The organism is Variovorax robiniae, from assembly GCF_037889955.1.
In the GTDB taxonomy this organism is placed as follows: domain Bacteria; phylum Pseudomonadota; class Gammaproteobacteria; order Burkholderiales; family Burkholderiaceae_C; genus Variovorax; species Variovorax robiniae.
Genome location: NZ_JBBKZS010000011.1, coordinates 48180 through 69813, shown reverse-complemented (window position 1 = coordinate 69813; position 21634 = coordinate 48180). Strand labels below are relative to the sequence as shown.

Genomic DNA, 21634 nt, shown 5'->3' with positions numbered 1-21634 from the left:
GAACCTATCTGCTTCCCTGGTTCAGGAACTGCGCCGCTTCCCGCTCCAGGTCCGCAAGCTTCTCCACGCGGCGGCGGAAATGCGCTTCCGTCCTGAACTCCGATGCAAGGAACGTGTCGATGACGTCGCGGGCCACCTGGGGCCCCACGATCCAGGCGCCGATGCATAGAACATTGACGTCGTCATGTTCGACGGCTTGCCGAGCCACGAAGGTGTCGTGGCAGACCGCCGCACGAATGCCTGGAAACTTGTTTGCCGCGATGCAGGCGCCCGCGCCTGTGCCGCAGACGAGGATGACCCGCTTGACCTTTCCCTCGCGAATGAGAGAGATCGCATTGCGCGTGACGTCCGGAAAGTCGACCGGCGAATCGGAGGCCGCTCCGACATCGAAGACTTCATCGCAGTGTTGGGCGAGAACGCCAGCGACGAACCCTTTCAGGAGGAATCCGGCGTGATCGTTCGCGAGGCCAATCGCCGGCCAACGGGGTACCGCGATCGCGTGCGGTGAACGTGCTTCGTCTTCAGCCATCGGATTGACCCTTTCACTTCAGTCGCTGTCTCGACGTGCGCCATATCGGCGTTCGCCCAGTTGCCTTACCGTGGTATTACCAAGGCTAGACCAGCGCCTTGCAGGCTGTCAACAGCACTTGCCCGATCGGGCGAAGTCGCCCGAGGGTCTTCTGGTTGGACGAAGCTACAGGACCCCGCCTTGCCGGAGCGCGGCAATGGCCGCCGCATCCATGCCCAGCAGGTCGCCCAACACGCGCTCGGTGTCCTGCGCGAGCAGCGGCGGCGCGGCGCGCACGGGCATGCGCTGGCCATCGATGCGGTACGGTGGCGCCAGGACCTGCACGCTGCCCGTTTCGGGGTTGGGCAGTTCGGCCAGCAGACCGGCCTCCGCACTGCGCTGCGATTGCAAGGCCTCCAGCAGGCCCAGGACTTCGCCACAGGGGATGCCGGCGGCTGTCATGCGTGCCAGCAATAGTTCGCGTGGACGACGGGCCAGTTCGGCGCGCAGTTCTGGCAATAGCACATGGCGGTTCTGCGAGCGGGCTAAATTGGTGGTGAATCGCTCGTCGGCCGCCAGGTCCGGACGCTCCAGCACGTCGGTGCAGAAGCGCTGGAACTGCGCGTTGTTGCCCACCGTGATGACCACCGGGCCGTCGGCCGCATCGAACACGCCATAGGGCACGATGGACGGGTGCGCGTTGCCGTACTTGGGCGGGTCGTTGCCCATGAGCAGCGCCTCCATCCCGTAGTAGGCCGTGATCATCAGGCCGCAGTCGTACAGGGCCATCTCGACATGCCGGCCCTCGCCGGTGCGCTGCCGGTCGAACAGGGCTGCGAGGATCGCCTGCGCGGCGTACATGCCGGTGAACATGTCCACCGCCGCCACGCCGAACTTCAGCGGCCCCTGCCCCTCCTCGCCGTTGAGCGCCATCAGGCCGGCCTCGCCCTGCACCACCAGGTCGTAGCCCGGGCGCGCGGCCTCCGGACCATCGGTGCGGTAGCCGGTGATGGAGCAGTAGACCAGGCCAGGGTTGATCGCCTTCAGGGACTCATAGTCCAGCCCCATCTTCGCGATGCCGCCGAACTTGAAGTTCTGGATCACCACGTCGCTCTTCGCAGCCAACTCGCGGACCAGCTTTTGGCCCTCAGGCTTCTGCAGGTCCACGCCCACAGACTGCTTGTTGCGGTTGGCGCTGTTGAAGTAAGCCGTGTTGCGCGAGCCCACGCGAATGCCCCAGTCGCGCGTGTCGTCGCCGCGGCCGGGGTGCTCGATCTTGATGACTTCCGCGCCGAGGTCGCCCAGCGCCTGCGCGCACATGGGGCCGGCCAGCACGCGCGACAGGTCCAGCACGCGCACGCCGGTGAGTGGCAGGCGCGATGCGCCGGCCGCGCTCAACGCGGGCCTCGCAAGCGCGTGAAATCGGGTGTCTGCTTGGCCAGGAAGGCGTCGATGCCCGCTGCGGATTCGGCGCTGCCCTGCGCCTCGACCATGAATTCGGCTTCGCGGTCGAGCTGCGCATCCAGCGTGCTCGACACCGCCTCGCGGCACAGCGTCTTGATGCGCGCCATCGCCTGCTCGGGTCCGCCCGCCAGCCGCGTGGCCAGCGCGATGGCCTCGGAATCCGCACCGCCTGCTTCGGTGAGCCGATTGACCACGCCCAAGGCATGCAGGCGCTCGGCGCCGATGCGGTCGCCGGTCAGGCACATCTCTGTCAAGAACTGGCGCGGCAGCACCTGCGCCAGGAAGGCCGTCGCACCGCCATCGGGCGTCAGGCCCACCTTCACATAAGCGACGGAGAAGGTCGCGTCACGCGCGGCAACCAGCAGGTCGCAGCCCAGCGCCATCGACAGGCCAGCACCGGCCGCGCCGCCTTCCACCGCCGCGACGATGGGCTTGGGAAAGTCGCGCAGCAGGCGCACCAGGCCATGCAGGCCTTCGAGCTTCTCGCGCCGCTGCTCGGGCGTGAGCAGACGGCGCGTGGCGAGCGTGTTCAGGTCGCCGCCCGAACAGAAGTAGCCATCGGCGCCGGTCAGCACCACCGAGCCGATGGTGGCATCGTCCGCGGCCGATGCCAGTGCGTCGGCCAGCGCGCCGTACAGCCCCGGGCTGATGGCATTGCGCTTGCCGGGCGTGTGGATGGCCAGCACCAACACCGGGCCTTCGCGGCGCACGAGGATGGGAGGGATGGTTGCGGTGTCATTCATTGCACAGTCTCCTGGCCCAGCGCGATGTAGCGCGCCAGGTGATGGTCTTCGTCGCCGAGCTGATGGTCGATCATCACCAGCCGCTTGGCATAGTGCGACAGCGGCAGTTCCCAGGTCATGCCGATGCCGCCGTGCAGCTGGATGCATTCTTCCGCAACGCGGGTGCCGATGCGACCGATGCTGTACTTGGCCGCGGACAGCGCCTTCTCGCGATCGATGCGCTCACTGCCGTCGATCGCGGCAGCCGCATTGATGACGGCCGAGCGCGCCTGCTCGATCTCCAGCAGCAGGTCGGCCATGCGGTGTTGCAGCGCCTGGAAGCTGCCAAGCGGCACGCCGAACTGCTTGCGGATCCGGAGGTACTCGAGTGTGTCGCGCTTGGCGACTTCCATCGCGCCCAGCGATTCGGCGGCGAGCGCCAGCAGGCCCCAGCCGACGGCATGCTCCAGCACCGGGGCGCCCTCCCCCTCTGCACCGAGCAATGCATCGGCACGTACGCGCACGCTGTCGAGGAGCAGTTCCGCGGCACGCCCGCCGTCGATCCGGGGATAGCCGCGCCAACTCAAGCCCGGCGCGTCGCTCGGGACGAGGAACAGCGACAGGCCTTTCGCATCGCCATCGGCGCCACCGGTGCGCGCCGACACCAGCAGCAAGCCCGCTTGCTCGCCCTGCACCACGACCGCCTTGGCACCGCTCAGCGACCAGCCGTCATCGGATCGCTCAGCGCGCGTGGCAACGCGTGTCGACTCGTAGTGCGAACCCGGCTCCTCGTGCGCCAGCGCGGCGATGGTGCTGCCGTCGATCAGCGAGGCGATGCCTTCCTTCTGCGCATCGCTGCCGGCCTTCGCGATGGCGCGGCCTACGACCAGCGCGCCGAGGAAGGGCTCGACCACCAGGCCCTTGCCCAGGCTCTCGAAGACGACGGCCACGTCGAAACCGGCGCCGCCAAAGCCGCCCACCTCTTCGGGAAACAACGCGCCCAGTGCGCCGATCTCGGCCAGTTGCGACCAATGCGCACGGCTCAAGCCTTCGTCGCTGCCGGCGATGTGGTCACGCGAAGTGAAGCCGTACTGTTCCGCGATGAAGCGGTCCAGCGAGTCCGCCAGCATGCGGCGGTCTTCCGTGTGTTCGAAATTCATGGTGTGGTGCGCCTCACAGGCCGAGGATCATCTTGGAGATGATGTTCTTCTGGATCTCATTGGAGCCGCCGAAGATCGACAGCTTGCGGTTGTTGAAGTACTGCGCAGCCAGCGGTGCGGCCTCGGCCGGTCCGACCGGTGCCTCGTCCCAGCCCTCGTGCAACGCGGCTTCGATGAAAGGCTGCGCATACGGTCCCATGGCACGTCGCGCCAGCGAGGAAATCTCCTGCCGGATCTCGGTGCCGCGGATCTTGAGCATGGAGCTTTCCGCGCCCGGCACGCCGCCACCGGCGACGGCGGCGATCACGCGCAGGTTGGTGGTCTTCATGTTCTCCAGGTCGATCTCGACCCGGGCCAGCCGCGTGGCGAACAGCGGGTCCTGCGCCAGCGGTCGCCCGTTGCGCTGCACCTTCGATGCGATGCGCTTGAGCTTTTCCAGCGCCGCGACGGAGAAGCCCACGCCCGCAATGTTGGTGCGCTCATAGGTCAGCAGGTACTTGGCGCAGGTCCAGCCCTTGTCCTGCTCGCCCACCAGGTTCTCGACCGGCACCCGCACGTCGTTGAAGAACACCTCGTTGACCTCATGCTCGCCGTCGAGCGTGATGATCGGCCGCACTTCCACGCCGGGCGATTTCATGTCGACGAGCAGGAAGCTGATGCCCGACTGGGCCTTCGCTTCCTTGTTGGTGCGCACCAGGCAGAAGATCATGTTGGCATGCTGGCCCAGCGTGGTCCATGTCTTCTGTCCGTTGACGACATAGTGGTCGCCGTCGCGCACCGCTGTCGTCTTGACGGACGCCAGGTCCGAGCCGGAGCCGGGCTCCGAGTAGCCCTGGCACCACCAGTCGTCGCCGTTCAGGATGCGCGGCAGCCAATGCTGCTTCTGTGCCTCGTTACCGAACTTGATGAGCACCGGCCCCAGCATGCTGACGCCGAAGGGCACGATGCGCGGCGCAGCGGCCAGCGCGCACTCGTGCTCGAAGATGAATTTCTGCACCGCGCTCCATCCCGGGCCACCGTACTGACGCGGCCAGTGGTTGGCCAGCCAGCCGCGCTCGTGCAGGATGGCATGCCACTGCACCGAATCCTCGCGCGTCAGGCGCAGGCCGTTCCGGACCTTGTGCGAGAGCCGCTCGGGCAACTTCTCGCGCAGGAACTGCTGCACCTCGCTGCGGAAGGCCTCTTCTTCGGGGGTGAACTTCAGATCCATGTGAAGGCCTCTTCTTCAGAAAATCTCGAACAGGCCTGCCGCGCCCATGCCACCGGCGATGCACATCGTCACCACGCCCCACTTGGCCTTGCGGCGGCGGCCTTCGAACAGGATGTGGCCCGCCAGCCGTGCGCCCGTCATGCCGAAGGGATGGCCGATGGAAATGGCGCCGCCGTCCACGTTGAGCCGCTCGGCCGGGATGCCCAGCGTCTGCTGGCAATAGATGGATTGCGAAGCGAAGGCTTCATTGAGTTCCCACAGGTCGATGTCCTCGACCTTGAGATCGAAGCGCTTCAGCAACTTGGGCACCGCGAACACCGGGCCGATGCCCATCTCGTCAGGCTCGCAGCCGGCCACCGCCAGGCCGCGGAAGGCGCCCAGCGCTTGCAGGCCCAGGCGCTCGGCCTCCTTTGCTTCCATCATCACGCAGGCGCTGGCGCCATCGGACAGTTGCGAGGAGTTGCCCGCGGTGACGAACCTGTCGGCGCCCTTCACCGGCGCCAGCTTGGCCAGCGACTCGTAGGTGGTGCCGGCGCGATTGCAGGTGTCGTGGTCCACCGTCACCTGCTTCTTGCTGACCTCGCCGGTCTCCTTGTTCGTCATCGCCATGGTGGTGGTCACCGGCACGATCTCCTCGCGATAGCGGCCGGCCTCCTGCGCTTCTGCGGTCTTGCGCTGGCTGTCCACCGAGAAGCGGTCTTGCGCCTCGCGGCTGATGCCGTAGCGCTGCGCCACGATGTCGGCGGTGTCGATCATCTCCATGTACAGCGCCGGCTTGTGCTCGACGATCCACGGGTCCATGCCCGAGTTGCCGTCTTCGCGGGTGCGGATGCCGGAGATGCTTTCCACCCCGCCCGCGATCATGGCGGGCGCACCGTCCACCACGATGCGCCCCGCAGCCATGGCGATGGTCTGCAAGCCCGAAGCACAGAAGCGGTTGACCGTGGTGCCGGCGATGCTGAGCGGCAACTCGGAGCGGATGATGGCCTGCCGCGCGATGTTGCGGCCGGTGATGCCCTCTGGATACCCGCAGCCAAGGATTGCGTCCTCGATCAAGGCCGGGTCGATGCCCGAGCGCTCGACCGCGGCGCGCACGGCGAAGCTGGCCAGCGTCGGGCCGGGGGTGATGTTGAATTCGCCGCGGTGCGACTTGGTGAGCGGCGTGCGGGCGGTGGAGACGATGACGGCCTGGCGCATGGACTTGTCCTTGAAGTTTCTGGGTGAGCGCCGCCCTCCCCCGACCTTGGGGGATGCGGCATGGACGGATGTGATTCAGCCCTGCGGCTGGTTGAGGCTGGCGAAGTCCTTGCCCTCGGCCACGAGCTTTTCGAGCAGCGGCGCGGGCTTCCAGAACAGCGGATCGTCCTTGGCGAAGGTGCGGATGTCTTCCAGGATCTTCGGCAGGCCCACGGTGTCGGCGTACTTCATCGGGCCGCCGCGATGGCGCGGAAAGCCGTAGCCATAGAGGAAGGTCGCGTCCACATCCAGCGGCCGCAGCGCGATGCCTTCGGCCACCACCTTGGCGCCCTCGTTGACCATCGCGGCCATGTAGCGGCGCATGATTTCGTCCACCGTGAACTTGCGTGGCGTGATGCCCTTCTTCTGCCGTTCAGCATCGACGATCGCCAGGACTTCAGGATCTTCCTGGCCCGCGCGCGCGCCCTGGGGATAAAGGTAATAGCCGCGGGCGGTCTTCTGCCCGAACCAGCCGCGCTCGCAGATGCGGTCGGCCACCTCGACGTAGCGCGCCTTCGGGTCACGCGTGCCCGCCCTGCGCTTGCGAGTGGCCCAGCCGATGTCCCCGCCCGCCAGGTCCGAGACCTGGAAGGGTCCCATCGGGTAGCCGAAAGCACGCACTGCGGCATCGATCTCGTAGGGACTGGCACCGTCTTCAAGGATGTGGTCCGCGGCCTGCCGGTACACAGCCAGGATGCGGTTGCCGATGAAGCCATCGCACACGCCGGCGCGCACAGCCACCTTCTTCATGCGCTTGGCCAGCACGAAGGCGGTGGCCACCACGTCGGCGCTGACCTTGCCCGGCACCACGATCTCCAGCAGCTTCATGATGTTGGCCGGGCTGAAAAAGTGCAGGCCGACCACGTCCTGTGGGCGCGAGGTGCTGGCCGCGATGGCATCGATGTCCAGGTAGGAGGTGTTGGTCGCCAGCACGGCGCCGGGCTTGCACACACGGTCCAGCTCCTTGAACACGGCCTTCTTGACCTCGAGGTCCTCGAACACCGCTTCGATCACCAGGTCCACGCCGGCGAAGGAAGCGTAGTCGGTGCTGCCGGTGTAGCGGGCCATCACCGTGGCCTTGGCCTCGGCCGTCATGCGACCCTTGGCGACCAGGCCGTCATAGACCTTCTCGACGTTGGCGCGGCCACGATCGATGGAGACCTGGTCCCGCTCGACCATCACCACCGGGAAGCCCGCATCGAGCGCAGCTACGGCAATGCCCGCACCCATGGTGCCACCGCCGACGATGCCCACGCTTTCCAGCTTGCGCGGCTGCGCGGCCTTGGCCTCGGGCACCTTGGCCACTTCGCGCTCGGCGAAGAAGGCATGGATGAGGCCGGCGCGTTGCGGGCTGTCGATGCAGGCGAGGAAAGCCTCTCGCTCCAGCTTCACGGCTTCGTAGAAGGACTTGTCGAGCGCGGCCTGCACGGCCTCGACGATCTTCATGGGCGAGAACAGGCCGCGCGACTTCTTCGCCGTGTCGGCCCTGGCGGCATCGATGGCGGCCTGCGCGGCGGCGCGGTCGGCCAGGCCCTGTGCGTCAGCGGTCCGGCGCACGCCGGCACCCTGCGCGAGCAACTTGCTGGCAAGCGCCAGGCCTGCGGCCTGTGCATCCTCGCCCGTAGCCAATTCGTCCACCAGGCCCAGCGACAGCGCTTCCCCGGCCTTGACGTGGCGGCCGCTGAGCATCAAGTCCAGCGCAGCCTGCGCGCCAACCAGGCGCGGTGAGCGCACGGTGCCACCGGCACCGGGCATCAGGCCCAGTTGCACTTCGGGCAGGCCCAGCTTGGCGTCCTGCAAAGCCACGCGGTAGTGCGCGGCCAGCGCAATCTCCAGCCCGCCGCCCAGCGCGGCACCGCGGATGGCGGCGACTACCGGCTTGCCACAGGCTTCGATGCGGTTGCAGACCTCGGGCAGCGAAGGCGGTTGCGGGGCCTGGCCGAATTCGCGGATGTCAGCGCCAGCCACGAAGTTGCCGCCCTCGCCCACGATGACGATCCCCTTCACGCCGGCATCGGCATCGGCGGCCTCGACGGCCGCCTTCAGGCCACGGCGCACGGCCGAGGAGATGGCATTGACGGGTGGGTTGGCGATGGTGATGCACAGCACGTCGCCGTGGCGGGCGCTGCGTACGACATCGGCGGGGGCGGGAACGGTGGTCATGGGTGTCTCCAGGGGCGTGTTGGCCGCGAGCGGGCCTTTGCGCAAATTCTGATCTGACAATCCCATATCGACAATTCCCCTGGGCATTGACACACTGTCAACTCCTGCTTGACAGTGAACGCCATGGACCAGAACGCCCTCTCCCTGTTCGTCGAGATCGTCGAGGCCGGCAACCTCAGCGAGGCCGCGCGCCGCCTGCGCATGAGCCGCGCCAACGTGAGCCACCGCCTCGGCCAGTTCGAGCGCGAGCTGGGCCAGCAACTGTTGCGCCGCACCACCCGCCGCATCGAGCCCACCGAGATCGGCCTGCGCCTGTATGCGCACGGCTGCGCGATCCGCAACGAGTTGCAAGCCGCCAGCGAATCGGTGGCCCTCGGCCAGAGCCTGCAGGGGCGCGTGCGGCTGTCGGTGCCCAGCGGCTACGGGCAACTCGTCATGTCCGATTGGCTGGTCGACTTCAAGCGCAGCTACCCCGGCATCGTGCTGGACGTGATGTTCGAAAACCGGGTGGAAGACCTCATGCGCGAGGAGGTGGACATCGCGGTCCGCGTGATGTCCGAGCCGCCGCAGAACCTGGTGGCGCGCGACATGGGGCCGGTGTACTACGTGGCATGCGCCAGCAGCGCCTGGGCCCGCGAACACGGCATGCCCTCGGAACTCGATGACCTGCGGCATGTGCCGTTGATCACCTCGGCCGTGCATGGGCGGCAACTGCGCGTCTCGGCCTACCTTGGCGAGGAGCGGCACGAGGTGCTGCTGGAGCCGACCCTCATCTCGGAGAACTTCCTGTTCCTGCGCAAGGCGATCCAGGCGAGCCTGGGCGTGGGCATCGTGCCGGACTATGTGTTCACCGAGGAACTGCGAAACGGCGAAGTGGTGGCCGCGCTGCGAGAGTGGCGCCTGTCGATCTTCGGCACACACATGTACATGCTCTACATGCCCGGCCGCCATCGCACGCGTGCCGCCACGACCTTCATTGACTACATGCTGGCGCAGGCCAGGGCGGCGCGGGATGGCGCGGCGGACGCCGGTCAGTGAGCCCCGTCGCTGCGTTTCCGACGCTCAGTTGCTGCCCAGGCGAAGCCAGGTTGGAAACTGCCGATCAAAGTCCTGCGGACCGACTTCTTCAAGATGCCCGCAAGCCGAGTTGGGCAGCGCCACGCTGACTTCGCGGTGCCAGAGGACAAGGCCCAGCAGGCGGCTGACGAGGATGCGCTCCTCGCGCGGGAGCGGGTACTCCGAGACATGACTCGGCACGCTTTCCATGCTGACGCGGCGCCGGATCTCCAGGGTGACCCAATGATTCCGCTTGCGTCGGATGCACGCCGACCTTCCCAGCCATCGCGCCAGGTAGATCTCGCGCATCGCGAGAGCAATCAGGAAAGTCGTTGCGAGCCACATGAGAAATCCGACGCAAGTCGTGGGTGCCAAAGAAGCTGTGAAGTCCAGACCAGATTAGGTCGCGCTGCGCTGAAGCGCAATATCGCCAAGGCGCTACACAGGCCAACTTGTGCACAAAAACGCCGCCTTGTCGTAGCCGGGCAACTTTGCGAGCGGCGTGATTGCCTCTATCTCTCGACCGCGCGTCAAGCCCTGAAGAACTGCGAGAGCGTCCGACGCGGTGTCGCCTGCGCTGCCGCCGAGGCATACCCAATGCGGCACAACATCTGAACGGTGGCGTCTCGTGCCGAAGCGGGGGCGGCCGCGTCAAGCAGCAACCGGTGCGCACGTTCGTAGTGCGGCGCCATTTCAGGGAACTCCTGTAGCGCCTGGCTCATCGGGTGCATGCCGATGCCGAGTTGGGTCGCGCGCAATTGCTGGCGAACATAGGCGCGACCCGCGGCTATTTGGTCGCTGCGACTGTTCCCTCCCGTGCTCAGCCACGTAAACCCCATGGCCGTGCTGCAGTAGCCGTCGAAGGTCTGCATCGCCTGCTTGTGCGCGGGGCTGTCCGGCGAGGGTGGCGCACTGCGATCGAACTGGCCCAGGCCCGATGCGATGCGCGCCATGCGCGTGTTGATCGTGAGTCCATCGCGGTGCGCCAGGATTTCATCCGGTCCGATGCGCATCAGGCGAATGCTTTCCATCACGGTGCGCGGCGTCGTGAGTTCGACCTTTGCCGCTTCCCAGCACAGTGCCCGCAGTTGGGCCACGCGCGCGGCGTCGATCGTTCCACCCGCGCGCACCACGTCGCTGCCGTGTGGTTGCGACAGCAGCGCCGTCAGCGTGGCTGCCGCCATTGGGCGCGTGGTGTCGAATGGCAGTTTCGGCGTATGCCGCTGCAGCACCGATGCGAACAAGGGGTCCGCCTGCGCGCCCGGAAGCAGGCGCAGACGCGCCACCGGCCGGGTATCCCAATCCCTGAGCTGTGGCGCCATCTCTCCCTCGGGCCAGAGCGTCACTTCACTGCGCATGCCCTGTTGTGCGAGTGCCATCACCATCAACTCCAGGAACGCGCCATGGCCGATCAGGATCTGGCGACCGAAGGGATCCGTCTCGGGCAACAGGCGATCGTTATCGCAATAGAGCGTGATGGCGTCGGGCTCGCGCAGGTCCACCAGCCAGGGTTGGCGGTTGTGCGGATTGGGGGCCGTCACGGCGTAGGCGACCGCGCGCTTCCGAACATCGGTCTCTTCGCCGGGTCCGTTCCAGATCTCGATGGCAGCCGCTGGAATGTCGTTGGTCAAGGAATGGACACCCACCGCCGCAGCCCCGGCAGTCAACACCACGCCGCCACCGACAAGACGCACGAAATTCCGACGGTTCACCATGACGAGCCTCACGCAGTTTGCCCTGATGCGTGCATTGTGAGAACGTGCGCGGCCATTCACAATTGGTCGATTACTCACACCAGCTATGCGGGAATGAATAGCTCCACCGATTTCGACTGGCGACTGATCCCCTCCTTCCTCGCGGCCCTCGATCGCGGCAGCCTGCTGGGCGCGGCGCGAATGCTGGGCTCCAGCCAGCCCACGGTCGGACGCCACATCATGGAACTGGAAACGCAACTCGGCACAGTGCTGTTCGAACGCACGGGTCGCGGGATGCAGCCGACGGCCATGGCGCTGCGACTGGCCGATGCGGCACGCGCCATGGAAGCTGGCGCGAATGCCTTGGCCCGCAGTCTCTCGGGTGCGCTGTCCGTTGCATCAGGCACCGTGCGCGTGAGCGCCAGCCAGCCTGTGTCGGTGCATCTGCTGCCGCCGCTGCTGGCCCAGATGCGCCAGGCGCTGCCCGACGTGCAGATCGAACTGGTGTCGAGCAACGAGGTCAGCAACCTGCTCCGGCGCGAGGCGGACATCGCCGTGCGCATGGTTCCGCCGCAGCAAGCCTCGCTGGTCATCAAGCGCATCGGCAAAGTCACGCTGGGCGCATATGCGCACCGCGACTACCTGCGCCGACGCGGCGTGCCGCGGGAAGCTTCCGACTTGCTTTCGCACGACCTGATCGGGTTCGATCGCGACGACAGCATCGTGCGCGGCTCTGCCGCCTTTGGAACGCCGTTGACGCGCGACGCCTTCTGCCTGCGCAGCGACGACTTGAACGTCCACTGGCAGGCGCTGCGTGCGGGGATGGGCATCGGCTTCGTGGCCGACTACATTGCGCGAACAGACACAGACGTCGTGCGCGTCCTGCCTGCGCTCAAGATACCGCCACTGCCCGTGTGGCTGGCGGTGCATCGCGAGATTCGCAGCAGCCATTGGATCCGGCAGGTCTACGACTTTCTGGCCCGCAGCATTGCCGCTGCGTTGTAGCAAGACTGGTCATCACGGCGGCTCCGCGCACGATCCGCCGCGAATCAATCGGCCTTTCGCCGTTGACGTGCGGACCTCGGCGCCTCGCTTCGCGCCAGCCACAGCCCGCTCAGAATGATCAGCGCCCCTCCGCCCAGCGTCCATGCATCGGGCGCCGCCTGCCAGAAGAGCCAATCCAGCACCAACGCCCAGGCCAGGGCGCTGTATTCGAAAGGGGCGATCGAGGCGGCCTGGCCATGGCGGAAGGCCTCGGCGATGGACATCTGGCCCAGGAAGCCACTGACCGCCAGTCCCACCAGCACCCACGCGTGCCCGGACTGGATCGGAACCCACTGCGGCGCCGCCAGCAGGCTCCCGCCAACGGCCATGCCGGCCGTCGTCCAGAAGACCAGCGCGCCGCTGGATTCGGTGCGGCTGATGAGCCGGCCCAGCATGTTCGACAGCGCATAGCAAGCCGCGGCCACCAGCACTGCCAATGCCCCCATCGACAGGAAAGCCCCCTGTTCGGGCCGCAATGCAATCACCACACCGACGAAGCCCAGCCCGATGGCGAGCCAGTGCCGGGGCTGGACCGACTCGCCGAGCATCGGCACGGCGATCAGCACCATCAGCAGCGGCGCGATGAAGCTGAGCGTGTAGGCCTCCGCCAGTCCCAGGGTCTTCAGGCCGTGGACGAAGAGCACGAGCATGGTCATGTTCAGCACGGCGCGCAGCAGATGCAGCCGCCAACGCAAACGTCGGTTGAACACGCCAGCGGCATCGCGCCGCCAGGCGATGTACAGGCACACCAATGGCAGGGCCGTGAGACCGCGCAGTGCCATCACCTGCACTGCCGGGTAGTGGCCGGCCAGGTGCTTCAGCAGCGCGTCCATGCACGCAAAGAACGCGCAGGCGAGCAGCATCGCGGCGATGCCGCGCAGGGATCCGGTGGGGTGCATGGGTGAGAGGTCTGTGGCGCTGGCCGCGGGAGCGACCCTCATTCTGTTCGATGCGCCAATGCGACCACCAACCTCAATACAGGATCACCACCACCGTCTCCCCGCCCATCGACTCTTCGCGCGAGGCGGCGGCGGTCACGGGCGTGTGCGTCTTGTCGATGGTCGGCACCTGCACGTAGCGCACGTTGGCGGGCGGCGCGGTGAACTCGGCGACGGGCCGCAGCATCATCGTTTCCTGCGTCGGCATGACGGCCGTCATCTGCTTGCTCATGCGCTGCGAGATTTCGGCCACGGCCTTCATGTCGCCGCGCGCCATCGCCTCCTGGATCTCCTTCTGCACGCCGGCCATCGACTTGCCCAAGGCCTCCTGCTCCTTCGGGCCGGGCGGCAGTTTGCTGCCATCGACCACCTTGCCGCCCCTGGCGATGAGCGCCAGCGCCTGGTCGGGCGTGAGCTTCGTGGTGAAGACCAGGCGCCGCTCGCGCTCGGTGCTGCTCGCGAAGTACCGGAAGCGAAGCGCCTCGTTGTCGTTCACCGGCGCGATGCCGAGTTGCGCCGCCGTTGGCACCACGTCGGGCACCATGCCCGCGAAGCCGTTGCGCGCGCCACCGCGCCACCACACGCCCATGCCCTTGCGCCAGCGGTCGTCCTGCACCTCGAGCATCTGCCTGGCCAGTGCACGCACCGTGGGCGCCGGGTGCTCGACCGCCGCCAGCGCGGCGTCGCGGTCGTCCTGGCTGGTGATCTTGCCGAGCTTGCGCAGGCCGAACTCGGCCAGCATCGGAAAGCGGGCGCGCGCGGCGGTCTGCAGCGACGCCCGGTCGACCTCGCCCTGCAGCGCGAGCCGCTGCAACTCGTCGTAGAGCTGCAGCTCGAGCTCGACGCGCAGCGCGGGGCAGCTGTCGTTGTTCCAGCGGCCATCCACGCATTGCTTCTCGAACTGGGCCTGCACCTGGTCGGGCGGAATGTCGATGCGCGCACCGCCGATCAGCAGCGCGGCGCCAAGGATGAGGGTCGGGGTCATGGCGTCTCCTGCGGGGGCGGTCTATTTCTTCGTCGCGCGGTTGAGCGCCGAGACCTTCTGCTTCGTGTTCTGCGCCAGCGACTTGATCTCCTCCGGCGTGGGCACTGTCTTGGTCTTGTCCTTGCGGTACTCGTTGGCCGAACCGGACCATTTGCATTTGGTGGCCAGCGAGGCAATGGCTTCCCGCAGCACCTTGATGCCGGCTTGGTAGGCCTGGGCGTCGTTGTCGATGTACCACTTCACGGTCTTCAGCGACTTGTCGTCCTTCGCCTTCCAGGCGGCCTCGCACGAGGCCTTGTGCGTACCTTCATGGGCCAGCGTGAAGTCCGCCTTGGGCTTGCACAGCTTCTTGCGGACCTCGGCCGGCGTGACCGGATGTGCGGTGAGCTCCTTGTCGGCGGGCTTGTCACGTCGGTATTCGACCAGTGCGCAGTCCGGGGTGTCGGTGACGGTGCCGAAAGAAGGCGCGGCGCTGCCCGGCGCCGTGCCGCCAATGGGGGACGGCGGCGCCAGCACGCCATAGAGATTGCCGGCCATGGCCGCGTCGAGGCGCGCAACCGCGGCGTCCTGCGCCGACTTGGGCGTCGCGAGCGGGTAGCCCTGGGCGGCCCAGCTCTGGAACAGGGCCAACAGGAACTCCTGCTCGAGCAGTTCGCGGTACAGGTTCGGCAGGTCGCTGCAATCGTCGCAGTTGGCAGGGGTGGCATGCGCCGCGAACGGCACCCACAAGGCCATCGACAGGGACAGGCACAGGGACGGCAGGCATTTCACGAGGCGTGCTCCTTCGGTGGGGGAGTTGGCAGCAGCAGGGAAATCGCAAGCGCCAGGTCGTGGCTGCGCTGCGAGTCCGGGTCCAGCGTCAGCGCGCGGGCAATGCATGCAGCGGCTTGCGCGACATGCCGCGCATCGAGTTCGGCCAAGGCACGGTTGTGCCACGCGCGCGCCGACAGCGGCGCGTGCTCCGTGGCCTCGCGCCAAAGCCGAAGCGGGTCGGCCCACACGGCGGCACGCCATTCGCAGCACAGCACGAGCGAGGCCAGCGCGAGGCTCGCGCACACGGTGGCCGTTCGCCTGGCCTGCAGGCGGTTCCAGGCCGCGGCGGCAAGCGCTCCGATGGCGATGCTCGGTCCGATCCAGGCCGGATACAGCGCCTTCTCGACCACCGGATCGAGCCGCGCCAGCACCGAGTGTGTCGGCAACAGCATCGCCAGCGGCCACAACAGCGCCAGCGTGAGAAGCGGCACGCGCGGCCGCGCTGCGATCGCGGCCAGCACCACCGCTGCCAGGGCCAGCATGCCCGGCAGCGCGGCCAGCGCAGGAAGGGGCGCATGTTCGATCGTCAGCGCGCCCGGACGGAACCACAGGGCCAGGGAGAAAGGCAGGGCAGCGGCATGCGTCGCCAGGGCTTCCATCGGCGTGCCCAGCGCGATCGAGAACGCAGTGATATCGCGCAATCGACTGCTGCAGGCGAAGGCGATCGCCGCCATCAGCAGCGCCGCCAACGCAGCCGGCGCGAGTCGACGAACAAGTGCCCCGCCCCGCGCCGCATCGGGCCGCGTCCACTCCCACAGCAGCACGACCGCCGGAAAGACGAGCGCTACTTCCTTCGCGGCCACGGCGAGCGCGAACATCAGCAGCGCCAGTGCAGACCAGCGCGTTGCCGTCGTGACCCGCTGGCGGATCGATTGCTCGTGGGCCAGCAGCGCCAACAGCAGCAGCAGGGTCGACAGCCCGGTCGATCGCCCGCTGGCCGATGCCACCACCGCGGCATGCGCCGGCTGCACCGCAAACACGGCGGCGGCACACCATGCCGCCAGCGCGTCGACCCGGTGCCGGGCCAGCGCCCGGACCGCGACCACTGAGGCCGCGTGCAACAGCAGGTTGGTGAGCAGGAAGCCCGCCGGCCAGAACCCCCAGAGCCAATGGTCGGCCGCATAGCTCAGCCGCAGCAGCGGGCGAAATCCGTTGCCGAGCCGCTCGCGCAAGGCGACCGGATCGGCGGTGGCCGGGTCCAGCACGATGTTGCGCAGGTCGTCGTACTGGAAAACGCCGGCCAGCGAGCCGGCCCAGGCCCCCAGTGTGAGCGCCAGCAACATGACGACCGGGATCGGGATGGACCGCGCGCGCATCCGCGGATTGTGCTGAGGCGCCACGCCCCGGCCGATCCGTCTTTTGGCCTATGTCCCGCCCTTCCCCCTCCTTCGAGGAGGGGGTGGCGCGGCTCGCCCCGGTGCAGCATTGGCGTCTTCGCAAGAGATGCCAATATTGCGCGGATACCCTGAGGTGGCCGCGACAACGGCGCGTTGATCATCTCGAAGCATCCTCATCAACCCTCGGTAATTCGAATGCCTCTTCATTTCGCAGTCAATCCCGTGCGCCGCGCCTTGTTGGGCGTGTCGGCATCCGCCGCAGCGATGGCAAGCCTCGGTCCCTGGAGATCGGCGTTCGCACAGCAGGCTCGACCGTTGCCCCCCTTCGCGACGTGGAAGGACGCGGGCGCCATGATCGTGCACAGCCCGAACACCATCGAACTGCGTCGCAGCGCCATGGGCGACGGCGTGATCACCCCGGCCAGGCACCTCTACGTGCGCAACAACATTGCGCCGCCAAGCGCCGACATCCTGAACGACAGGGACGCCTGGGAAGTGCGGATCGAGGGCGTGCGCCGCCCGCGCGCCTTCAGGCTGGCCGAACTGAAGAAGATGCCGACCGAGACGGTGACGATGGTCCTGCAGTGCAGCGGCAACGGTCGCGGGATGTTCCCGTCCAAGCCTTCCGGTACGCCCTGGCAGGTCGGCGCCGCAGGCTGCGTCATGTGGACTGGCGTGCCGCTACGTCACTTGGTGCGTGAGCTCGGCGGCATGGATGCCGGCGCCAAGTTCCTCACCGGCACTGGCGGCGAAGTCATCCCCGCAGGTCTCGATCCCAAGACCCGCATCGAGCGCAGCGTGCCCGTCGCCGCGATGGATGACGCGCTGCTGGCGTGGGAGCTCAATGGACAGCCGATCCCCCTGGCGCACGGCGGTCCCCTGCGCCTGATCGTGCCCGGCTTCACTGGCGTCAACAGCATCAAGTACGTGAAGCGCGTCGCGTTCACGCCGGATGAGTCCGACGCGTCGATCCAACAGACCGACTACCGGATGAGCGCCCCGGATGCCAAGGCCGTGAATCCCGCGGATCCTTCGGTCTGGCAAATGCCGCCCAAGTCGTGGATCAATTCGCCACTACCCGAAAGCGGAACGCTGCGTCCGGGTGCAGCGGTCATCAAGGGCGTCGCGTTTGGCGGAACGAACGCGGTCAAGCAGGTCGAGGTCTCGACCGATGGCGGCGCGACGTGGAAGGTTGCGTCGCTTGTCGGCCCCGATCTGGGTCGGTTTGCGTGGCGCGAATTCGCGGCCACTGTCGACCTCGGTGCTGGCAGCCACCAACTGGCCAGTCGCGTGACCGACGCCAAGGGACGCACGCAGCCGGAGATGCGCGTCGAGAACAAGGCGGGCTATCTCAACACCAGCTGGCGTGACCACGCCGTCACGGTGACCGTCGCATGAGCCGGGTGACTGTTCGCTTGAAGAAGTCAGTCGTGCCTGTGGCTTTGGCGGGGATCGCGTTTGCTGCCCCGTGCCTTGCGGCCGATCCCGCCCTCGCCGAAGGGCGCCAGATCTTCAACAGCGGCGCAGCATCCGCCCCCGCCTGCGCGCTTTGCCACACACTGAAGGACGCCGGGTCGACCGGACAGATCGGGCCGGACCTGGACGATCTGAAGCCTGATGCGGCCCGTATCGCCCGGGTCATTCGAAGCGGAATGGGTGCCATGCCCGCGTTCACCGCGCTCACGGACGACCAGGTCGCCGCGCTGGCACGCTACGTCTCGACGGTCACGCAAGCGAAACCTTGACTGCTTCAGAGTTGGTTTGAACGGTTGGTTCCACACGGAACCGCGGCCGCTTCGCGGCAAATCCATTTGTCGATGGGGTTCAACCTCGAATCGCTGGCCAGGCGCTGGCAGTTCACGTCTTGGTGGGCGATCGAGGATCGCCACGGCGTGACGATGAAGCCGCTGCTGTATCAGCCTGCAACCGCACTTGGGTCGGTTGACGCGCGTGCTCACAATGGTCTGCCCCGAACGACTGAGGAGGCCGTGATGAAGACGATGAAAGCTGCCGTGGTTCATGAGTTTGGCAAGCCACTCCGGATCGAGGAAGTCCCCGTGCCGGAGGTCACACCGGGTCAGGTGCTCGTCAAGGTGGCGGCCTCCGGCGTATGCCACACCGACCTGCACGCGGCGGAGGGCGACTGGCCGGTCAAGCCGAGCCCGCCCTTCATTCCCGGTCACGAAGGCGTAGGGCACGTGGCCGCGGTGGGCGCCGGCGTGAAGCACGTGAAGGAAGGCGATCGGGTCGGTGTGCCCTGGCTGCACACCTCGTGCGGTCATTGCGAGCACTGCATCACCGGTTGGGAAACCCTGTGCGATTCGCAACAGATGACTGGCTACACCGTCAACGGTGGCTATGCCGAATACGTGCTCGCTGATCCGGGATATGTGGGACACCTGCCTGCCAATATCGGATTTTCGGCCATAGCGCCGGTGCTGTGCGCCGGCGTCACGGTCTACAAGGGGTTGAAGGTGCTCGATTGCCGGCCGGGCGACTGGGTGGCGATTTCCGGCGTGGGCGGCCTGGGCCACCTGGCGGTGCAGTACGCCAAGGCCATGGGCTTCCACGTGGCGGCAGTGGATGTGGACGACGCGAAGCTCAAGCTCGCGCAGGAGGTGGGAGCGGACATGGTCGTGAACGCGGCCACCGGCGATCCGGTGGCGACGTTGCAGCGCGAGCTCAAGGGCGCGCATGGCGTGCTCGTGACCGCGGCCGCGCGCAGCGCATTCGCCCAGGGCCTGGGCATGCTGCACAAGCGCGGCACCATGTCGATGGTGGGGCTGCCACCGGGCGAATTCGGACTGCCGATCTTTGACGTGGTGCTCAACGCCAAGACCGTGCGCGGTTCCATCGTCGGCACGCGCAAGGACCTGCAGGAGGCCCTTGCCTTCGCCGGCGAGGGCAAGGTTCACACCGTGTTCAGCGAAGACCGCATCGAGAACATCAACCCGATCTTCGATCGCATGCGCAAGGGCGACATCGAAGGCCGGGTGGTCTTGCGGCTGACGGACGAGCCTTAGGGAGGCTCTGATCAAGTGCGGCGCCGCCCGCGCCGTTCCATCATCAAGGCACCGCGGGCCTCGGCTGCATCAGTACTTGATGTCGCGCTTTTCCTGTCGGCCTTCTTGCTTGGTGTCCCGCTTGTCCTGGCGACATTGGGCATTGCTGCTCTGGTTCGCCGCCCTGCACTCTTGCTTGCCCGTGCGAGCGTCGTGCTTGGCCCCCTGATTGACAGCCCGACCCACTTGACGCTGTTGCGATTGCTGGGTTGCGAACGCAGTGTCTGCGGCGAGGAGAAAACCGGCTGAAGCGGCGACCGAGGTAGCCGCTTGCATCCAGTGCCGGAATTGCAGGGTATTCATTGCGCGCTCCTCGTGTGGGTGAACAGTCGATTCTGACGACGAATACAGAGCGGCACAACCCGCCAACGTTCTGAAGCATCGCTCCAACGTGCGCGGAGACTCGCAACGGGCTACTTTTCGTAGCGCACGACGCCGTCCCATCGGGAGAGCTGTTCCGGATCTTCCAGGTGCCTGCACTGCGCTTGCAACCAGCGCACGCGGGGGTCGTCTGCCCACGCGGTCGCGTTGATCGCCACCTCGAGCGCTTGCAGATCGGCCAACCGGCGCGACCCTTCAAATTTGCTCAAGAAATCCTCCCAGCGCCTTGCATGGTCCGCCGACGACAGGGCCCGTGCGGAATCGAGCACCTCGTAGACATTGACCAGGGTTTCCATGCCTGCCAGGGCCACGCGGGCCGCCCGGACAAATGGCGTGCGTGTCACGTCCAGAAGCCTGGCCACCTCTTCGGTGACGAGCAGCGGCGCGTCGAGTCGGCCGGGCTTGGTGAGCGCCTCCACACGGGCCGCGCAGTTCACCGAAGTGCCCAGCAACCCGTACTTGAAATGCCGGCTCGATGTCATCGAACCGGCCAACACCTGCCCCTTGGCAATGGCGATGCCACAAACCGGCCCCGATGGCGCCGACAAGGACTGCAACGGGGTTGACTTCAACTGCTCGAGGATCCGCAGCGCACAGTCGACGGCCAATCGGGCCTGGCCGGGTTGCTCGAACGGGACTCCCCAGGCGGCGAAACACCCGTCGCCCTGGTAGTCGATCACCGTTCCCTCGTGCGCAAAGACTTCGCGCGAGACGATGTCCATGATGCTTCGCAGTTCCTTCTGCCATCGAAGCAAGTCCGTTGCCGCCGCCTCGGTGGAAAGGCAGAACCCTCGAAGATCGAAGATCAGGCTGGTGGCCTCCATGATGCGAGGGTCGCCCTCGGCACTGGAGCGTCCGCCGGGGCGCATCAGCAGATCAACGACCTTGGGCGAAAAATACTGCCTCAAATGGGCCTGCCTCTGGGTCACCAGGTGCTGGCGCGTGAGTGTGCTCACCAGGCTGAGGTAGCCGGCAGCGATGTCGGTGCTGCTGTTCGGCAAGGTTCGCTCGCCGACGACATAGATCACGATGGGCTCGCCGTCGGCGCTGCGCTCGATCAGGCAGGCCCCGACGGTGCGCGTCGTGTCGCTCACGGTGGCATCGATGCCGGTCGAGGTGGCATGGTTGAAAAAAGCAACCGAACCGTCGAGGTGGAGCGCGCCGCTGATGACCCTGCGGCTGAGCACCGGGGCGCGTTCTCCGTTCAACGAGCAGGTTGCGAGCATGCGCGACGACTCGATGTTGTCCGGATGCGCTTGCACGACATAGGCTGAGCTGACGACGGGCGAGAGCACCTGCACCAGAAAAGCGCAAGCCTTCTGCAACACCTCGCCTTCGGCATGCGCCTCGCCGAACAGACGAGGCAATTCCAGCGCCGACTTCAGGATCAATTGCGGGTCCAGCGTCGCAAGATTGACGGCCGTCAACCTGAGTTCCGTGGCCATCGTCTGCTCGATCTGCCCCCCCAACTCGAGCACCCGAAGACGCAGCGGTCCGATCCGCAACTCGTCATCCAGGCGCAGCACACAACGCAGTCCATGCCCCAGCTTCATGCCGTTCACCAGGGTTCCGAACTTGCTGAGATCTTCCAGCACCCAGCCTTGGCCGGTCGGTACGAGTTGGGCATGCAGCCGCGACACGCTGCCCTGGTCGGCGTCGATCTGGATCTGGCAATCGGGCGAGCGCCCGATCGTCACAGGTTCAGCGGTGCTGAAGTCCAGGCGCTTGACGGCACCTGCGGTCGTGGCTGCCAGGGTCAGGCGCACGGCACACCCTGAAGGGATGCTGACGAAGATGCCTCCGTAACAACGCCACCACAATGGTCACAGATTGCCTTGATGTTCATTCATAATCATTTAAG

General features: G+C 66.8%; 20 protein-coding genes. 5 read left to right on the top strand and 15 right to left on the bottom strand.

Annotated features, from left to right (window positions below):
* Nucleotides 1-4 precede the first annotated feature (4 nt).
* The 7 genes from WKW79_RS23180 to WKW79_RS23150 all read right to left on the bottom strand — a co-directional run bounded on the left by WKW79_RS23180 (nucleotide 5) and on the right by WKW79_RS23150 (nucleotide 8463).
* Nucleotides 5-529, bottom strand: a complete 525-nt coding sequence (locus WKW79_RS23180; protein WP_340337562.1) for an RpiB/LacA/LacB family sugar-phosphate isomerase — start codon at nucleotides 527-529, stop codon at nucleotides 5-7.
* Nucleotides 530-694: 165 nt separating this feature from the next.
* Nucleotides 695-1906 (bottom strand): CaiB/BaiF CoA transferase family protein, encoded by a 1212-nt coding sequence (locus WKW79_RS23175; RefSeq protein WP_340337561.1) that lies wholly within the window; start codon nucleotides 1904-1906, stop codon nucleotides 695-697.
* A complete protein-coding gene (locus WKW79_RS23170; protein WP_340337560.1) occupies nucleotides 1903-2715 on the bottom strand; it encodes an oxepin-CoA hydrolase, alternative type in 813 nt (270 codons plus the stop codon). Before WKW79_RS23170 ends, WKW79_RS23175 begins: the two co-directional genes overlap by 4 nt.
* A complete protein-coding gene (locus tag WKW79_RS23165; protein ID WP_340337559.1) occupies nucleotides 2712-3854 on the bottom strand; it encodes an acyl-CoA dehydrogenase family protein in 1143 nt (380 codons plus the stop codon). The genes WKW79_RS23170 and WKW79_RS23165 overlap by 4 nt, the downstream gene beginning before the upstream one ends.
* Nucleotides 3855-3867: 13 nt before the next feature.
* Nucleotides 3868-5064 (bottom strand): acyl-CoA dehydrogenase family protein, encoded by a 1197-nt coding sequence (locus WKW79_RS23160; protein WP_340337558.1) that lies wholly within the window; start codon nucleotides 5062-5064, stop codon nucleotides 3868-3870.
* A 15-nt stretch (nucleotides 5065-5079) separates the two neighbouring features.
* On the bottom strand, nucleotides 5080-6261 hold the full coding sequence (locus tag WKW79_RS23155) for an acetyl-CoA C-acyltransferase (protein WP_340337557.1): 1182 nt from the start codon (nucleotides 6259-6261) through the stop codon (nucleotides 5080-5082).
* A gap of 75 nt (nucleotides 6262-6336) precedes the next feature.
* Entirely contained in the window at nucleotides 6337-8463 is a 2127-nt protein-coding gene (locus WKW79_RS23150; protein ID WP_340337556.1) for a 3-hydroxyacyl-CoA dehydrogenase NAD-binding domain-containing protein, read from the bottom strand.
* 123 nt (nucleotides 8464-8586) lie between these two features.
* On the opposite strand from WKW79_RS23150, the gene WKW79_RS23145 reads away from it, so the two are divergent.
* A complete protein-coding gene (locus tag WKW79_RS23145) occupies nucleotides 8587-9501 on the top strand; it encodes a LysR family transcriptional regulator (protein WP_340337555.1) in 915 nt (304 codons plus the stop codon).
* A gap of 24 nt (nucleotides 9502-9525) precedes the next feature.
* Here the strand turns inward: WKW79_RS23145 and WKW79_RS23140 are convergent, their stop codons facing one another.
* Both WKW79_RS23140 and WKW79_RS23135 read right to left on the bottom strand, forming a co-directional pair.
* Complete coding sequence (locus tag WKW79_RS23140; protein ID WP_340337554.1) at nucleotides 9526-9828, bottom strand: hypothetical protein; 303 nt, start codon at nucleotides 9826-9828, stop codon at nucleotides 9526-9528.
* 221 nt (nucleotides 9829-10049) lie between these two features.
* On the bottom strand, nucleotides 10050-11234 hold the full coding sequence (locus tag WKW79_RS23135; protein ID WP_340337553.1) for an Acg family FMN-binding oxidoreductase: 1185 nt from the start codon (nucleotides 11232-11234) through the stop codon (nucleotides 10050-10052).
* Nucleotides 11235-11327: 93 nt separating this feature from the next.
* Here WKW79_RS23135 and WKW79_RS23130 point away from each other — a divergent pair, with 93 nt between their 5' ends.
* A complete protein-coding gene (locus WKW79_RS23130; protein ID WP_340337552.1) occupies nucleotides 11328-12218 on the top strand; it encodes a LysR family transcriptional regulator in 891 nt (296 codons plus the stop codon).
* 44 nt (nucleotides 12219-12262) lie between these two features.
* On the opposite strand, the gene WKW79_RS23125 is transcribed toward WKW79_RS23130, so the two are convergent.
* The 4 genes from WKW79_RS23125 to WKW79_RS23110 form a co-directional block, all read right to left on the bottom strand.
* A complete protein-coding gene (locus tag WKW79_RS23125; RefSeq protein ID WP_340337551.1) occupies nucleotides 12263-13156 on the bottom strand; it encodes a DMT family transporter in 894 nt (297 codons plus the stop codon).
* 73 nt (nucleotides 13157-13229) lie between these two features.
* On the bottom strand, nucleotides 13230-14180 hold the full coding sequence (locus tag WKW79_RS23120; RefSeq protein WP_340337550.1) for a hypothetical protein: 951 nt from the start codon (nucleotides 14178-14180) through the stop codon (nucleotides 13230-13232).
* A 21-nt stretch (nucleotides 14181-14201) separates the two neighbouring features.
* On the bottom strand, nucleotides 14202-14951 hold the full coding sequence (locus WKW79_RS23115; protein ID WP_340337549.1) for a hypothetical protein: 750 nt from the start codon (nucleotides 14949-14951) through the stop codon (nucleotides 14202-14204).
* Complete coding sequence (locus WKW79_RS23110; RefSeq protein WP_340337548.1) at nucleotides 14948-16309, bottom strand: hypothetical protein; 1362 nt, start codon at nucleotides 16307-16309, stop codon at nucleotides 14948-14950. Before WKW79_RS23110 ends, WKW79_RS23115 begins: the two co-directional genes overlap by 4 nt.
* A gap of 216 nt (nucleotides 16310-16525) precedes the next feature.
* Here WKW79_RS23110 and sorT point away from each other — a divergent pair, with 216 nt between their 5' ends.
* The 3 genes from sorT (at nucleotide 16526) to adhP (ending at nucleotide 19353) form a co-directional block, all read left to right on the top strand.
* The gene (sorT, locus tag WKW79_RS23105) at nucleotides 16526-17728 is read left to right on the top strand and encodes a SorT family sulfite dehydrogenase catalytic subunit (protein ID WP_340337547.1); all 1203 of its coding nucleotides are present in this window, start codon (nucleotides 16526-16528) and stop codon (nucleotides 17726-17728) included.
* Nucleotides 17729-17745: 17 nt separating this feature from the next.
* Nucleotides 17746-18075, top strand: coding sequence for a SorU family sulfite dehydrogenase c-type cytochrome subunit (gene sorU, locus WKW79_RS23100; protein ID WP_422823947.1), 330 nt, complete (start codon nucleotides 17746-17748; stop codon nucleotides 18073-18075).
* 246 nt (nucleotides 18076-18321) lie between these two features.
* Entirely contained in the window at nucleotides 18322-19353 is a 1032-nt protein-coding gene (adhP, locus tag WKW79_RS23095) for an alcohol dehydrogenase AdhP (RefSeq protein ID WP_422823946.1), read from the top strand.
* A 69-nt stretch (nucleotides 19354-19422) separates the two neighbouring features.
* On the opposite strand, the gene WKW79_RS23090 is transcribed toward adhP, so the two are convergent.
* Together WKW79_RS23090 and WKW79_RS23085 are read right to left on the bottom strand one after the other, a co-directional pair.
* Nucleotides 19423-19695 carry a hypothetical protein gene (locus WKW79_RS23090; protein WP_422823945.1) on the bottom strand — a complete coding sequence of 91 codons (273 nt, stop codon included), beginning with the start codon at nucleotides 19693-19695 and terminating at the stop codon, nucleotides 19423-19425.
* A gap of 110 nt (nucleotides 19696-19805) precedes the next feature.
* Nucleotides 19806-21470 (bottom strand): FHA domain-containing protein, encoded by a 1665-nt coding sequence (locus WKW79_RS23085; RefSeq protein ID WP_340337701.1) that lies wholly within the window; start codon nucleotides 21468-21470, stop codon nucleotides 19806-19808.
* Nucleotides 21471-21634: the final 164 nt, after the last annotated feature.